The 14,565-nt window shown below is 71.0% G+C and carries 14 protein-coding genes; 6 read left to right on the top strand and 8 right to left on the bottom strand.

What is annotated here, in order from left to right:
- Positions 1-48: 48 nt before the first annotated feature.
- Both OO63_RS28900 and OO63_RS28895 read right to left on the bottom strand, forming a co-directional pair.
- Positions 49-426 (bottom strand): VOC family protein, encoded by a 378-nt coding sequence (locus tag OO63_RS28900; protein ID WP_030359483.1) that lies wholly within the window; start codon positions 424-426, stop codon positions 49-51.
- Positions 426-1,265 (bottom strand): trans-aconitate 2-methyltransferase, encoded by an 840-nt coding sequence (locus OO63_RS28895; RefSeq protein WP_030359482.1) that lies wholly within the window; start codon positions 1,263-1,265, stop codon positions 426-428. Before OO63_RS28895 ends, OO63_RS28900 begins: the two co-directional genes overlap by 1 nt.
- A 202-nt stretch (positions 1,266-1,467) precedes the next feature.
- On the opposite strand from OO63_RS28895, the gene tamR reads away from it, so the two are divergent.
- On the top strand, positions 1,468-1,965 hold the full coding sequence (gene tamR, locus OO63_RS28890) for a MarR family transcriptional regulator TamR (RefSeq protein WP_030359481.1): 498 nt from the start codon (positions 1,468-1,470) through the stop codon (positions 1,963-1,965).
- On the opposite strand, the gene OO63_RS28885 is transcribed toward tamR, so the two are convergent.
- Positions 1,924-2,700, bottom strand: coding sequence for a response regulator transcription factor (locus OO63_RS28885; RefSeq protein WP_030359480.1), 777 nt, complete (start codon positions 2,698-2,700; stop codon positions 1,924-1,926). The genes tamR and OO63_RS28885 overlap by 42 nt on opposite strands.
- A 228-nt stretch (positions 2,701-2,928) precedes the next feature.
- On the opposite strand from OO63_RS28885, the gene OO63_RS28880 reads away from it, so the two are divergent.
- The gene (locus OO63_RS28880) at positions 2,929-3,435 is read left to right on the top strand and encodes a GNAT family N-acetyltransferase (protein ID WP_211271476.1); all 507 of its coding nucleotides are present in this window, start codon (positions 2,929-2,931) and stop codon (positions 3,433-3,435) included.
- A 110-nt stretch (positions 3,436-3,545) separates the two neighbouring features.
- On the opposite strand, the gene OO63_RS28875 is transcribed toward OO63_RS28880, so the two are convergent.
- Complete coding sequence (locus OO63_RS28875; protein WP_030359479.1) at positions 3,546-3,824, bottom strand: hypothetical protein; 279 nt, start codon at positions 3,822-3,824, stop codon at positions 3,546-3,548.
- A 62-nt stretch (positions 3,825-3,886) separates the two neighbouring features.
- The gene (locus tag OO63_RS28870; protein ID WP_030359478.1) at positions 3,887-5,584 is read right to left on the bottom strand and encodes a sodium:solute symporter family protein; all 1,698 of its coding nucleotides are present in this window, start codon (positions 5,582-5,584) and stop codon (positions 3,887-3,889) included.
- 247 nt (positions 5,585-5,831) lie between these two features.
- On the opposite strand from OO63_RS28870, the gene galT reads away from it, so the two are divergent.
- From galT to OO63_RS28850, 4 genes are all read left to right on the top strand, one after another.
- On the top strand, positions 5,832-6,908 hold the full coding sequence (gene galT / locus OO63_RS28865) for a galactose-1-phosphate uridylyltransferase (protein ID WP_030359477.1): 1,077 nt from the start codon (positions 5,832-5,834) through the stop codon (positions 6,906-6,908).
- On the top strand, positions 6,908-7,879 hold the full coding sequence (gene galE / locus OO63_RS28860; protein ID WP_030359476.1) for a UDP-glucose 4-epimerase GalE: 972 nt from the start codon (positions 6,908-6,910) through the stop codon (positions 7,877-7,879). The genes galT and galE overlap by 1 nt, the downstream gene beginning before the upstream one ends.
- A gap of 7 nt (positions 7,880-7,886) precedes the next feature.
- Positions 7,887-9,050: a galactokinase gene (gene galK, locus OO63_RS28855; RefSeq protein ID WP_030359475.1), complete on the top strand. Its 1,164-nt coding sequence runs from the start codon at positions 7,887-7,889 to the stop codon at positions 9,048-9,050.
- A 113-nt stretch (positions 9,051-9,163) separates the two neighbouring features.
- Positions 9,164-9,637, top strand: coding sequence for a carboxymuconolactone decarboxylase family protein (locus OO63_RS28850; protein WP_030359474.1), 474 nt, complete (start codon positions 9,164-9,166; stop codon positions 9,635-9,637).
- Positions 9,638-9,696: 59 nt separating this feature from the next.
- Here the strand turns inward: OO63_RS28850 and OO63_RS28845 are convergent, their stop codons facing one another.
- From OO63_RS28845 to OO63_RS28835, 3 genes are all read right to left on the bottom strand, one after another.
- Complete coding sequence (locus OO63_RS28845) at positions 9,697-10,422, bottom strand: helix-turn-helix transcriptional regulator (RefSeq protein ID WP_051811294.1); 726 nt, start codon at positions 10,420-10,422, stop codon at positions 9,697-9,699.
- A 292-nt stretch (positions 10,423-10,714) separates the two neighbouring features.
- Positions 10,715-12,625 carry an outer membrane protein assembly factor BamB family protein gene (locus OO63_RS28840; protein WP_030359472.1) on the bottom strand — a complete coding sequence of 637 codons (1,911 nt, stop codon included), beginning with the start codon at positions 12,623-12,625 and terminating at the stop codon, positions 10,715-10,717.
- 49 nt (positions 12,626-12,674) lie between these two features.
- Entirely contained in the window at positions 12,675-14,468 is a 1,794-nt protein-coding gene (locus tag OO63_RS28835; RefSeq protein ID WP_030359471.1) for an outer membrane protein assembly factor BamB family protein, read from the bottom strand.
- Positions 14,469-14,565: the final 97 nt, after the last annotated feature.

Genomic DNA, 14,565 nt, shown 5'->3' with positions numbered 1-14,565 from the left:
GGTGGGTGGGGCGGCACCCGCGGAGCGGGGGCGGGGTTGCCGGGTGGGTCAGGCGGAGGGAGCCGCGGGGTACGGCTCGAGGAACTCCAGGCGGTTGCCCACCGGGTCCTCGGAATAGAAGCGCCGGTGTCCGGGGAGGTGCTCGTCCCAGGTGACGGCCGCGCCGAGGGCGGCGAGCCGGGCCGCGTAGGCCTCGATGGCGGTGACGAGGAGGCCGGGGTGGGCCTTGCGGGCGGGCCGGAAGTCGGCCTCGACGCCGAGGTGCAGCCGGACGGCGCCCGCCTCGAACCAGCATCCCCCGCGCCCGGCGAGCACGGGCGGCTTCGGCACCTCGGTCATGCCGAGCACGTCCACGTAGAAGGAGCGCAGCGCTTCCTCGCTGCCGACCGGAGCGGCGAGCTGCACATGATCGACGGCGGCGAGCATCAGACCGCACCCCCCTTGCGGGCCACCGCGAAGAGCCGCCGGAAGGGGAACACGGTCCCGTGCGCCCCGGCCGGATAGGCCACGCGCAGCAGATCGCGGTACTCACCGAGGAAGGCGTCCCGGGCCGAGGGATCGTCGGCGAGGGCGGTGAGCACGGGCCGAAGCCCGGTCCCCTTGACCCAGTCGAGGACGGGATCGTCCCCACCGAGCAGCTGCTGGTACGTGCTCTCCCAGACGTCGGCCTCGCACCCGAGCCCGGCAAGCAGCTCCAGATAGGCGCCGGGCTCCAGGACGGCGTCGGCGTGCCGCAGCACCCCGCCGAGCCGCTCCCGCCACCGCCCGCTCGCGCAGAGCTCCCGCATCAGGGCGTGGCTGGGCGCCTGGAAGTTGGCGGGCATCTGGACGGCGAGCACCCCGCCGGGCCGCAGCGCGGCCACCCAGTCGGGGAAGCGGTCGGCGTGCCCGGGCACCCACTGGAGGGTGGCGTTGGAAAGGATCAGGTCGTACGTCCCCGGGGCGGGCGCCCACGCCCCGGCGTCGGCGGCCTCGAACTCCAGGCGGCCGCCGCCCGCCGTGGGCCCGGCGAGGGCCGCGGCCTGCTCGAGCATCTGCGGGGAGTTGTCGTAGCCGGTGATGTGCGCGTCGGGCCAGCGCTCGGCGAGCAGGACGGTGACGTTGCCGGGCCCGCAGCCGAGGTCGGCGACGCGGGGCGGGCGGCCGTCGGCGGCGGCGGGGAGCCGGGGCACCCGGGCGAGGAGGTCGAGGAAGGGCCGGGCGCGGTGCCCGGAGTGGCGCAGGTACTGGTCCGGGTCCCAGGTGGGCGACGCGGCGGGCGGCATGGGGGTGCTCCTCTGCGACGGAGACAACGGAGACAACGGAGACGACGGAGACGAACGAGACGACCGAGACGACGAAGACGGCGAGATGGCCCACGGCCGACGTCGCCGTGAACGCGTACCGACTCGGTCAGCCCCATCCTCGACCCCGAAGTATCTTGACGTCAAGAGACTTCATGTCGAGGGACCCCCTACACTGATCGTCATGGAGGACGAGGTCGACCGGCTGGTCGCTGCATGGCGTCGGGAGCGCCCTGACCTCGACGTGGAACCGCTCGAGGTGCTGAGCCGCGTGAGCAGGCTGGCGCGCCACCTCGATCGTGCGCGTCGGCTGGCGTTCTCCGAGCATGAGCTGGAGCCCTGGGAGTTCGACGTGCTGACGTCGCTGCGGCGGGCGGGCGCGCCGTATCAGCTCTCGCCGGGCCAGCTCCTCACCCAGACCCTGGTCACGTCGGGCACGATGACCAACCGCATCGACAGGCTCACGAAGAAGGGCCTGGTGGAGCGGCTGCCGGATCCCAGCGACCGCCGCGGCGTGCTTGTGCGGCTCACCGACGAGGGCCGCGACCGGGCCGACCAGGCCCTCGCGGGCCTGCTCGACCAGGAGCGGGCGATCCTCGGTGAGCTCTCGCGCGCCCAGCGCGGTGAACTGGCGGCGTTGCTACGCCAGTTGACCGCCCCGTTCGACAACGTCCCCGGCTAGGTCGGCGGGGCCGACGCCCGCCCTGCGGGCCAGGGCGACGGCGGCGAGCGTGGAGTGCACGCCGAGTTTGCCGAGGACGTTCTGCATATGGGTGCGGACGGTGTGCGGCGACAGGAAAAGACGCTCGGCGACGGCCTTGCGGCCGAGCCCCGCGACCATGCACCGCAGCACTTCGCGCTCGCGCGGGGTGAGGGACTCCACGAGCCGCTCGCTCTCCGTGCGGTGCTTGCGCGCCGCGGTCAGTTCCCGCAGGACGCCGGTGAGCAGGGCGGGCGGCAGATGCGTCTCGTCGCGAAGGACGCCCCGGATGACCGTGAGCAGCCGCGACAGCGAGCAGTCCTTCGCCACCCAGCCGGACGCTCCGGCGCCGAGGGCGAGGGCCGCACGGCGCGGGTCGTCCTTCTCCGCGAGCACGACCGTGCGCACGGCGGGCTGGCCCGAACGCACGCCCGCCACCAGCGAGATGCCGTCCACCAGGCCGTCGGCCTGGCCGTCGTGCACCGGCACGGCGGGGCGGGCGCCCTGCAGTGCCGAAGCGGAGCTGCCCAGGTCGGCGTCCACGAGCAGGACGTCGTATCTGCGGCCCTCCGCGGCCGCGCGGTCCAGGCAGCGCAGGGCCGCGGGGCCGCTGCCCGCGGCGGACACCTCCACGTCGGGCTCCGCGGCGAGCGCCGCGGCGAGCGACTCGGCGAAGATACGGTGGTCGTCGACGACCAGGACTCGGATTCGAACCACGGAAACCCCCACAGGTCGGAGAGCGACCGACGCGGATGCGGCACCCGGAGTGGGGACACCGCAGCCGCACGGCCGCCGCCGTGCCGTGACTGCCACCCCCACGCCGGGCGTCGCACCCGACTGTCTCGCCCCCTGATCGGCGCCGGCCCCCACCGGCGCTGCCCTTCAGAGTACGGACGGGGGCCCCGAGCGGAAGTGGATTTGCAGAACTGATTGGCCAGCGCGTTTATGGTGGGCCGTATGTTTCGTATTGAGACAGGAGTCGACAAAGAACGTCTTCGTCTGCTTCGGGGGGCCCTGCGGGACGCCAACAGGGATGCCTCGCCGGTTCTTCGTGCTCTTCAGGGCACGCCCGAGGAACGGGAAGAGCCGCTCGGTGTCTGGGCGTTGGACGACGCGGGTGAACTGGTCGGGGGGCTCTCGGGGTACACGTGGGGGCGGTGGCTGCATGTGAGTCTGCTGTGGGTGGCCGAGGATGCGCGGGGGGCGGGGCTTGGGGGGCGGTTGCTCGCCGATGCGGAGCGGCTTGCCGCCGAGGAGCGCGGCTGTCTCAACTCCCGCCTGGAGACGTGGGACTTCCAGGCTCCCGCCTTCTACCGGCAGCAGGGCTACGAAGTCGTCGCCGTCATCCCCGACTACCCCAGTCCCGCCCCTTCTCCGAAACCGGGGGCTGCGCCCCCTGGACCCCGCTTTATCGGCGCTCCGCGCCTCGTCCTCAAACGCCGGACGGGCTAAAACCTTGCCGCACCGGCGAAAGTTATAGCCCCTCCGGCGTTTGAGGAGCGGGGTCTGGGGCGGAGCCCCAGTTTCGGAGAAGGGGCGGGACTGGGGCGCCCCCGCGAGGCCTACCCCTCCCCCTCCGGCCCCGGCGCCGTAGCCGGCCGCAGCCACAGCCAGGCCAGGAAGAACAGGCCGAGGGCAAGCATGCCGAGGCCGGTCCAGAGGTTGATGTTGATGCCATCGGCCTTGTCGAGGTCGGCGTCGGACGCGGTGATCCCGGCGATGGTGACGATGACGCCGTAGACGACGAACAGGCCGCCGATGATGCGCCGGATGTCGAAGAGACGCGCGGCCGTCGCGGACTTCCGCTCCAGCTCGGAGACTTCCTTCTGCAGGTCGGACATGTTTCCTCAGAACGTGTGAATGTGTGTAGGGGGGCGGGTCCAGCGCGAGGTGGGAGGCCGGTTCAGAACGAGTACGGGACGTAGCACGCGGTGGCCAGCACGACCGCGCCCCACCCGAGCAGCGCGGGCCGCCGGTACCAGGCGTCGTCGCCCGGCTCGGCCCCGTCGTCCTCCATGCCGGGCGACACCGTCCCGTACACGAGCCCGGCCAACTCGGCCTCCGGCTTGGGGGCGGTGAAGAGGGTGACGGCGACCATGACGACCGCGCCGGCGACGAAGCCGACGATGGCGGAGACGAAGTTGGCGCCCTGGTCGGTGGGGATGTCGATGACGCCCTGCTTGTAGATCCAGAAGTAGTTGACCATCGCGGCGGTGGTGCCGGCGAGCAGCCCCCAGACGCCGGACTTCATGGACGCCCGCTTCCAGAACATGCCGATGATGAAGACGACGAACATCGGGACGTTGAAGAAGGAGAAGAGGGTCTGGAGGTAGCCCATGATGTTCGAGAAGGACGAGGCGATGAAGGCGGTGCCGATGGAGGCGAAGACGCCGATCGCGGTGATGAGCCGCCCGAACTTCAGGTAGTAGCCGTCCTCGCGGCCCTTGACGACGTACTTGGCCCAGATGTCGTACGTGAAGACGGTGTTGAAGGACGAGACGTTGGCGGCCATGCCCGCCATGAAGGCGGCGAGGAGTCCGGTGACGGCGATGCCGAGGACGCCGTTGGGCAGCAACTCCTGCATCAGGTAGGGGATCGCGTCGTTGTAGGTGAGGTCCGAGCCGGGGGTGCCGATCTTGGGGACGAGGACGGCGGCGACCAGGCCGGGGATCATCACCAGGAAGACGATGAAGATCTTGGGGAAGGCGGCGATCAGCGGCGTGCGCTGGGCGGCGGAGAGGTTCTTCGCGGAGAGGGCGCGCTGCACCTCGGCGAAGTTGGTCGTCCAGTAGCCGAAGGAGAGCACGAAGCCGAGGCCCAGGATGATGGTGAGCCAGTTGGCGCCGAGCGGGTTGGCGTCGCCGATGCCGGTGCCGCCCCAGGCGGTCATGAAGTTGTCGCCGTGCTGCTTCTCGATGGAGCCGGTGAGCCCGTCCCAGCCGCCGACCTTCTTCATGCCGATGACGCAGATCGGGATGAGCGCGGCGAGGATGACGAAGAACTGGAGCACTTCGTTGTAGATCGCCGAGGACAGGCCGCCGATGGTGATGTAGGCGAGCACGAAGAATCCGGCGACGACGATGGCGACCCACTGCGGCCAGCCGAGCAGCGCCTCGACGACGATCGCGAGGGCGTAGAGGTTCACGCCCGCGATGAGGACGGCGGCGAAGGCGAAGAGCGCCGAGCTGAGCAGGTGCGCGGACTTGTCGAAGCGCTGGAGCAGGAACTCGGGGACCGAGCGGACCTTGCTGCGGTAGTAGAACGGCATCATGACCAGGCCGAGGAAGACCATGGCCGGGATGGCGCCGATCCAGTACCAGTGGACGACCGCGACGCCGTACTGCGCACCCGTGGCCGCCATGCCGAGGATCTCGGTGGCGCCGAGGTTGGCGGCGACGAAGGCGAGGCCGGTGACCCAGGCGGGCAGGGAGCGCCCGGAGAGGAAGAAGTCGAGGCTGGTCTTCACGGAGCGCCGGGCGGCGAATCCGATGCCGAGGACGACCACGAAGTAGATCGCCAGGATCGCGTAGTCCAGCCCGTTGGTGGGCAGCCGGAGCCCTTCGGCGAGGGTGATGTGCGTGGCGGAAGAAGGGGACTGCATAGGAACTCGCTTCGTCGCGCGAACTGATCAGACCGGAACCTACGCCTCGACCTTCAGTAAGTGAACAGTTCTGTTGATGTTCTTTGTTTGATTGTGATCGAGTCCATGATCGTTTCTCGCTGCGGATCACCGGGTGAGCTGGGCGAGGGGGCGACGCCCCGGCGGGCGTCGTGGGCATTGACGTGCTTGTTGGCTTGTGGTTTGTTGTGTTCGGTTCTGTTGGCGGGCGGTGTAAGGAGCCCCGAACGTGAAGAAGACCTCGACTCGTCTCGCCGACGGTCGTGAGCTCATCTACTACGACGTGCGCGACGACGCCGTCCGCACGGCGGCCGACTCGAGGCCCCTGGACCCCGTCGCCACCACCTCCGAGGTCCGCCGCGACCCCCTCCTCGGCGACAGCGTCGCCATCGCCTCGCACCGCCAGGGCCGCACCTACCACCCCCCGGCCGACGAGTGCCCCCTGTGCCCCTCCACCGGCGGCCGCCGCACCGAGGTCCCCGACTCCTCGTACGACGTCGTGGTCTTCGAGAACCGCTTCCCCTCCCTCGCCGGGGACGCGGGCCGCTGCGAGGTCGTCTGCTTCACCCCCGACCACACCGCGTCCTTCGCCGACCTCACCGAGGAGCAGGCCGCGCTGGTCCTGGACGCCTGGACGGACCGCACCGCCGAGCTCTCGCACCTGCCGTCCGTCGCACAGGTCTTCTGCTTCGAGAACCGGGGCGCGGAGATCGGCGTGACCCTCGGCCACCCGCACGGGCAGATCTACGCCTACCCCTTCGTCACCCCGCGCACGGCCCTGATGCTGCGCTCCCTGGCCGAGCACCGCGCGGCCACCGAAGGCCGCAATCTCTTCGACGACGTCCTCGCCGAGGAGCGCGCCGGCGAGCGCGTCGTCCTGGACGCCGAGCACTGGGTGGCCTTCGTGCCGTACGCCGCGCACTGGCCCTACGAGGTGCACCTCTACCCCAAGCGCCGCGTGCCCGACCTGCTCGGCCTCGACGAGGCGGCCCGCACAGAGTTCCCCCAGGTGTATCTGGAACTGTTGCGGCGCTTCGACCGGATCTTCGGCAAGGGTGAGCGCGAGGGCGGCGCCGAGCCGCCGACGCCGTACATCGCGGCCTGGCACCAGGCCCCGTTCACGACGCTCCCGGAGTACGAAGGCGTCAACAGGGACGACTTCGCGCTCCACCTCGAGCTTTTCACCATTCGCCGCACTTCGGGCAAGCTGAAGTTCCTCGCGGGTTCCGAATCCGGCATGAGTGTGTTCATCAACGATGTGCCGCCGGAGGCCGCGGCCCAGCGACTGCGAGAGGTAGCGAGTTGATGAGTGGGAAGTACCTGGTCACGGGTGGCGCCGGCTATGTCGGCAGTGTCGTCGCCCAGCATCTGATCGAGGCCGGGCACGAGGTGACGGTCCTCGACAACCTCTCCACCGGCTTCCGCGAGGGCGTGCCCGCGGGCGCGACGTTCATCGAGGGCGACATCCGGGACGCCGCCAAGTGGCTGCACACCGAGGGTGAGGCCCCGTACGACGCGGTGCTGCACTTCGCCGCCTTCTCGCAGGTCGGCGAGTCCGTCATCAAGCCCGAGAAGTACTGGGACAACAACGTCGGCGGCACCATGGCGCTGCTCGCCGCGATGCGCGAGGCGGGCGTGCGCAAGCTGGTGTTCTCCTCCACGGCGGCCACGTACGGCGAGCCGGTGAGCACACCCATCACCGAGTCCGACCCGACCGCCCCCACCTCCCCCTACGGCGCCTCCAAGCTCGCCGTCGACCACATGATCACCGGCGAGGCGGCGGCGCACGGACTCGGTGCCGTATCCCTTCGGTACTTCAACGTGGCGGGCGCGTACGGCAGTTGCGGCGAGCGGCACGACCCCGAGTCGCACCTCATCCCGCTCGTCCTCCAGGTCGCCCAGGGCAGGCGCGAGGCCATCTCCGTCTTCGGCGACGACTACCCGACGCCGGACGGCACCTGCGTGCGCGACTACATCCACGTCGCCGACCTCGCCGACGCCCACCTCCTCGCCCTGGACGCCGCGACGCCCGGCGAGCACCTGATCTGCAACCTGGGCAACGGCAACGGCTTCTCCGTGCGCGAGGTCATCGAGACCGTCCGCAAGGTCACCGGGCACCCGATCCCCGAGGTCGTGGCGGCGCGCCGCGGCGGCGACCCGGCGGTCCTCGTGGCCTCCGCCGCCACCGCCCGCGAGCGGCTCGGCTGGAACCCGTCCCGCGCGGACCTCGCGGGCATCGTCGCCGACGCCTGGGCCTTCGCCCAGCAGAGGGGGTAACCGGAAGATGTCCGCCGTCACGGAGCCGACCGCCGAACTCGTCGACACCTTCAGGGAGTTGTACGGCCACGAGCCCGCCGGAGTCTGGGCGGCGCCGGGCCGCGTCAACCTCATCGGCGAGTACACGGACTTCAACGAGGGCTTCGTGATGCCCCTCGCGCTGCCGCACACCGCGGTCGCGGCGGTGGCCCGGCGCGACGACGGGGTCCTGCGGCTGCACTCCGCGGACATCGATGGACCCGTCGTCGAGCTGGCGGTGGACTCCCTGACGCCGCTGTCCGACGGGGGCTGGGCCGCGTACCCGGCGGGCGTCGTCTGGGCGCTGCGGGACGCGGGCCACCCGGTCGGCGGCGCGGACCTGCATCTGGCGTCCACCGTCCCGACCGGCGCGGGCCTCTCCTCCTCCGCCGCCCTTGAGGTCGTCACCGCCCTCGCCCTCAACGACCTCTACGAACTGGGCCTGTCCCGCCGCGAGTTGGCCCTGCTCGCCCAGCGCGCCGAGAACGCCTTCGTCGGCGTGCCGTGCGGCGTCATGGACCAGATGGCGTCCGCGGCCTGCACGCCGGGGCACGTCCTGCACCTGGACTGCCGTGACCTGTCCGTGCGCCAGGTCCCCTTCGACCTGACCGCGGACGGCCTGACGCTCCTGGTCGTCGACACCCGCGTCAAGCACGCCCTCGGCGACGGGGCGTACGCGGAGCGGCGGGCCGGCTGCGAGGCGGGCGCGCGGGCGCTCGGCGTCTCCCACCTCCGCGACGTCCCGTACGCCGAACTCCCCGCCGCTCTGGAGCGGTTGTCCGACGAGAAGGTGCGCCGCTACGTCCGGCACGTCGTCTCCGACGACCACCGCGTCGAGCGGGTCATCGCCCTCCTCGACGCCGGTGACGTGCGCGGCATCGGCCCCGTCCTCACCGAGGGCCACGCCTCGCTCCGGGACGACCTGCGCATCTCCTGCCCGGAGCTGGACCTCGTGGTGGAGACGGTGTGCGCGGCCGGGGCGCTCGGGGCCCGGATGACCGGGGGCGGCTTCGGCGGCTCCGCGATCGTGCTCGCCGAGGCCGCGGACGCGGAGTCCCTCACGAAGTCGGTCCAGGAGGCGTTCGCGGCGGCCGGGTACGCGGCGCCGCGGGTGTTCCCCGCGGTGGCGTCGGCGGGTGCGCGCCGCGTATAGCCGTACGGCTTCGCCGGACGGGCTGCGACGCAGGTCACACGCCTGCATGTCACATCGCCCCGCCCTGCCTCCGTCCTAGGTGTGTAGCCACGACAACGGCAGAGGAGCACGCCATGGAAGCCCGTCTGAACATGTTCGAGAACGCGACCGCGATGAAGTTCTGGAAGCACATCATCGCGGCGAACAAGGTCCTCGCCGAGTCGACGGTCCCCGCCGCGACCATGGAACTGGTGAAGATCCGCGCCAGCCAGATCAACGGCTGCGGCGCCTGCCTCGACATGCACACCAAGGACGCCGCGGCCGCCGGCGAGACCTCGCTGCGCCTGCACCTGGTGGCCGCGTGGCGCGAGGCCAAGGTCTTCACCGACGCCGAGCGCGCCGCCCTGGAACTGACGGAGCAGGGCACCCGCATCGCGGACGCGGCGGGCGGCGTCACCGACGAGGCCTGGGCGAACGCCGCCAAGCACTACGACGAGGAGCAACTCGCGGCGCTGGTGGGCCAGATCGCCGTCATCAACACCTTCAACCGCGGCAACGTCATCACCCAGCAGCCCGCGGGCGACTACGTGCCGGGCCAGTACGCCTAGGGACCCATCGGACAGGCCCTAGGGCCCATCGGACAGCCCTGGGGCCCGTCGGGCAGACCCTAGGCCTTCAGCGCGTCCGGGGGTTCCCCGCCCCCGACGTGCTGTTCCTCCGCTCCCCCGCTCCGCTCGGCCCGGTCCAGCAAGCCCGTGCGGGCGGCGAGCGCGGCGGCCTCAAGGCGGGACCCGACGCCGAGCTTCATCAGGACCCGCTGCACATGGGTCCGCGCCGTGCTGGGCGCGATCCCCATCCCGGCGGCGATGAGCCGTGTGTCCTCGCCGTCGGCGACCCGCACGAGGACCTCCACCTCACGGGGAGTGAGCATCTGAAGGAGCCGCTGCCCCTCGTCGTCGGGCTGCGCGGCGGGGTTGAGGAGCTCGCTGAAGGCGCCTTGGAGCAATTGGGGCGCGACGGCGGCCTCCCCGGCGCGCGCCTTCATGATGGCGCGCTCGACTCCTTCGATGCGCTCGTCATGTCGTACGTATCCGGACGCGCCGGAGGCGAACGCCGCCGCGATCCCGCGGGGCGAGGGCACCGGCCCGAGCACCACCACGGCGACCTGCGGCCGCTCCCGCTTGATCCGCACCACCGGGTCGAACATGCCCGGCTCCGCCGGTGTGGCCGTGCCGAGCAGGCACACCTCCGGCGCCCTGCTGATCACCAGGTCCGCCGCCCCGGCGGCGGGTGCCGCCGCAGCGAGCACCCGGTGCCCGCGCAGCTTCAGCGCCGAGGCGAGTGCCTCGGCGAGCAATCGGTGGTCGTCGACCACCATGAGCCGCACACCCACAGCGCAACCCCCCAAAGTCCCCCACGGATTCCCCCAATGATCCCCCCACGGATCGGGGGCCCCGGCCCTCCATCCCCCGGAAGCTACACGCTTGTTCGACATTGCGCTGCCCCTACCGTGCAGAAGCGGCCCGGAATGCCTCAATCACGGCCGTTCAGAAGCATGGACACGGCGGGCCCGCGGTATGCGCACGGCGGGTCCAGCACGCGAGTACGGAGCGTGAACCGGGGCAACGCGAAACGGCCCCGCACTCGTTCGGGCGAGCGCGGGGCCGGTGACGCTTCGGGAGCGGCTACTGGGTGGTGAAGCCCAGCGCGATGTACTCCTTGTCGTCCTTGGAGTACGGCTTGCTGATCAGCTCCTTGCCGAAGAACAGGTTGCCGCCGGTGTAGAGCAGTTCGTTGGACTTCGGGACCATGCCGCTGATGGCGCGGCTGACCGACTCGGTCGCGGGCGTCTGCAGGAGCGTGGTCTCCTTCATCGACTTGCCGTCGAGCGAGACGACCTTGGCGCCCTTGTTGTAGCCGCCGCCCTTGTACGCGAGGAGGTTGCCGCCGTCCATGCGGATCGGGAACATCTCGCCGTCGTCGCCCGCGTCGGCGCGGTCACCGGTCGTCTTGCCGGTGGCCAGCGAGAACGCGATGATCTCGTTGGTGAAGCCGTAGTCGGAGCCGCCCGCGTCGTGCTGGCGCGTGGGCACGTACAGCTTGTCGTTGCCGACGACGATGGCCTTGCAGCTCGCCCACTTGTTGACCTCGCAGTCGTGGGAGTACTTGCCGTCCTCCAGCTTGATGCGGGCCCGCAGCTTGCCGGCGTTGCTGAGCGAGAACACGTCCGTGGCGCCGCTCGCCGTGATCTCCTCGGTGTCCTGGCCGAAGACGATCGGGTTGGTCGAGATGATCTTGGCGTTGTCGACGCCGGCGGTCAGCGGGTAGGTCCACTTGTCCTTGCCGGTCTTGGGGTCGAGGAGCTGGATCTTCAGCTTCTCGTCGCCGTAGCCGCCGCACTTGCGGACCGCGACGAGCTGGTCGCCGCCCGCGTAACCGGCGTCCTTGCACTCGTCGCCGATCTTCGGCTTCCACAGCAGCTTGCCGGACATGTCCCAGGCGGCGCCGGTGCCGCCGGTGCCCGCGCCCGCGGCGACGGTGTCGCCGGAGATGGTGATCTCCTCGAACTCCACGGGCGAGCCGCTGCCGTCGACGCTCTCCGTCCACAGCTTCTTGCCGGACTTCAGGTCGACGGCGGAGACCTGGGTGCAGTCGGGGTACTTGTTCGCCTTGGTGGACTTGGCGTCCTTGTAGACGACCGCGGCGATGCCCTCGTCGGTGATCTCCTTGGAGACCGCGCAGGTCTCACCGGCCAGCGGGATCGTCCACTTCTGCTTGCCGGAGGCGGGGTCGTAGGCGATGAGGGCGTGGTCCTTGTCCTTGCCCGTGTAGCCGCTCTTGACGTACGTGTCGTCGGTGAGCCAGGAGCCCGCGACGCTCCACACGCTGTCCTTGGGCACCGCGGGCGCCGGGACCTGGAAGCCGACCTTGGCGCTGGTGTTCGCCGGGACCTTCTCCTTGGCGGGGCCACCGGCGGCGGGCGGTCCGTCGGAGCCGCCCTTCTTGCCCTTGCCGCCCTTGCCGTCGCCGCCGTCGGCGCTGTTCTTCTTGTCGTCGTCCTTCTTCGAACCGGCGTAGATGACACCGCCGCCCACGATCAGGCCGATGGCCGCGACGGCCGCGACGATGATCAGCATCTGCTTGTTGGGCTTCTTGCCGCCACCGCCGCCGCCCGGCTGGGGCTGCATCGGCATGGTCGGCGGCTGCGGGAAGCCGTAGCCCTGCTGCGGGGCGGGCTGCCCCGGCTGCCCCGGGTAGCCGTACCCGGGCTGCTGCCCGACGGCCGGGAAGGCCGCCTGCGTCGGCTGGGCGTAGGAGGGCGGCGGGGTGCCGGGCGCGGCGGGCGGCGGGGTGCCGGGGGCGCCGGGCGCCTGCGGGTAGCCCTGGTTCGGCTGGCCCTGCGGGGGCGGCGGAGGCGTCTGCGGGGCCGCCGGGGCCGCGGGCGGCGGGGTCTGCGGGGGCTGCGGCGCCTGCGGGTAGCCGTAGCCGGGCTGCGGGGGCGTCTGCGGGGCGCCGAACCCTCCGGGCGGGGGGTCCTGGGGGGCGCCGAACCCACCCTGCGGCGGCTGGTTGGGCGGCTGGGGCGGCTGTGTCATGACGTCTTTCCTTGGGGGGACGGATGGGGTGACTGAGCGGTGGGGAGGGTCACTTGCCGTAGGCCAGCATCAGCTTCTCGCGGCCCTGAGCGGTGCCGGAGAGCCGGGTGGTGGAGAGGTAGAAGCGCCCGTCCACGTAGTCGACCGCCTTCGAGTAGAAGCCGTTCTCGATCTTCGACGTCCCCGCCGGGTGCTGCAGCAGCGTCTTCGGCGTGTGCGAGCCGCTGGTCCCGATGGACACGACGCGGCCGCCGGAGTCGTACGACGGCTCGACGTACGCCACCAGGTCGCCGCCCTGCGTCTTCATCGGCACCATCGAGGTGTCGAGGGGGGACTTGGCCCGCCAGGCCTCCTTGCCGCTGGCCAGGCTGATCGCGACGATCTGGTTGGCGCCGGAGGTCTTCTTGGTCGGCAGGTAGAGGTACTTGTCGTCGGCGACGGCACCGGAGCAGGCCTGCAGGTCACCGCCGAGGCCGCCCCAGCCGCACTCCGGTGCGAAGTCCTCGTTCACCTGGACCTCGGAGCGGGTCTTGGCGCTGCCGGACTTCAGCGTGGTGATGTTCCACTGCTTCTTGTCCTCGTTGGTGGCGTAGAGGACGGTGGGGCTGGTGGAGTAGACGTGCTCAAGACGCCAGCCCTTGGGGAACTTCTTCGTCCACTGGATCTTGCCGGTCCTGGGGTTCAGCTCCACGACCTCGTCGTGCTCGGTGGGCGTGCTCGCCCCGCACGAGAACTTCATCAGCATCCGGTCGCCGCCGGTGAACCCGGCCGGGAAGCAGGTGCCCTCGTCCTTCTTCTCCGCGTCGAACAGCTTGTCGCCGTCGCTGATGCTGTAGGCGGTGCCGGACTGGGAGCGGCCGACCATCAGGGTGTCGCCGGTGATGCTCAGCTCAAGGCCGGTGGTGAAGTCGAAGAGACCTTTCTCCTTGGTCTGCTTCTGCCAGCCCTTCTTGCCCGTCTTCAGGTCGATGACCTGGAGCTGGTCGCACTTTGCGTTCCGCTTCATGCCGGCCTTGTACGCGACGACGATCTTGCCGTCGTCGCTGACCTGCGGGGTCGCCGCGCAGATCTCCTGCGGCAGCTTGATCGCGGGCCAGGCGGGCTTGCCGGAATCCACGTGGTAGGCGAGGAGTTCGCGGTACGCGGCCTTGACCGCGATGCCGTCCTCGACCCACATGCCGGGGGCCTCGGCGCCCCTGCCGGGGGCCTTGGGGGCCTCCTTGTACCAGAGGACCTTGGCCTCGCCGGACTGGCGGCCCTCGTTGAGGTCCTCCTTGCCCTCGTGGCCGTCGCCGCTGCCGTCACCCGGATTGACCGGGGCGGAGGCCTTGGGGTCCTTCTTCTTCGACTCGGACTTCTTCTTGCCGTCGTCACCGCCGGAGAGCGCGAAGACGGCGCCGCCCGCGACGAGCAGGGCGGCCACGGCCGCCCCGATGATCACGGCGGTCTTGCCCTTGAAGGGCCCCTTGCCGCCGCCCGGAGGCGGGGTGCCGGGGGCGCCGGTGGGCATCTGCTGCGGGTAGCCGTAGCCCGGCTGCTGGCCGTAGGGGCCCGGCTGGCCGGGCTGGGTGGGCTGGCCGTACGGTCCGGGCTGCTGCCCGTAGGGACCGGGCTGGCCCGGCTGGGTGGGCTGGCCGTAGGGGCCGGGCTGGGCGGGCTGACCCGGCTGGCCGGGCTGCGTCGGCTGGCCGTACGGGCCCGGCTGCTGCGGATAGCCGTAAGGACCTGCCTGGCCGGGCTGCTGCTGGGGGTAGCCGTAGCCCGGCTGCGGGTTCCCGCCCTGCTGTGGATCCTGTGGAGCTCCGAAGCCGCCGTGCGGCGGCTGATTGGGCGGCTGAGTCATCAGCGCTTCCCCCTTCACTGATTTTTCGGCACGCCAAGTGGTGCTCAGGCTGCCCTTTCTATCACTCCGATCCAGCCATCGCGGGTGCCGGTCCTGC

Origin of the sequence: Streptomyces alboflavus, assembly GCF_000716675.1 — a bacterium.
GTDB lineage: Bacteria > Actinomycetota > Actinomycetes > Streptomycetales > Streptomycetaceae > Streptomyces > Streptomyces alboflavus.
The sequence above is the reverse complement of the archived record's forward strand: the minus strand, read 5'-3'. Positions and strand labels throughout refer to the sequence as shown.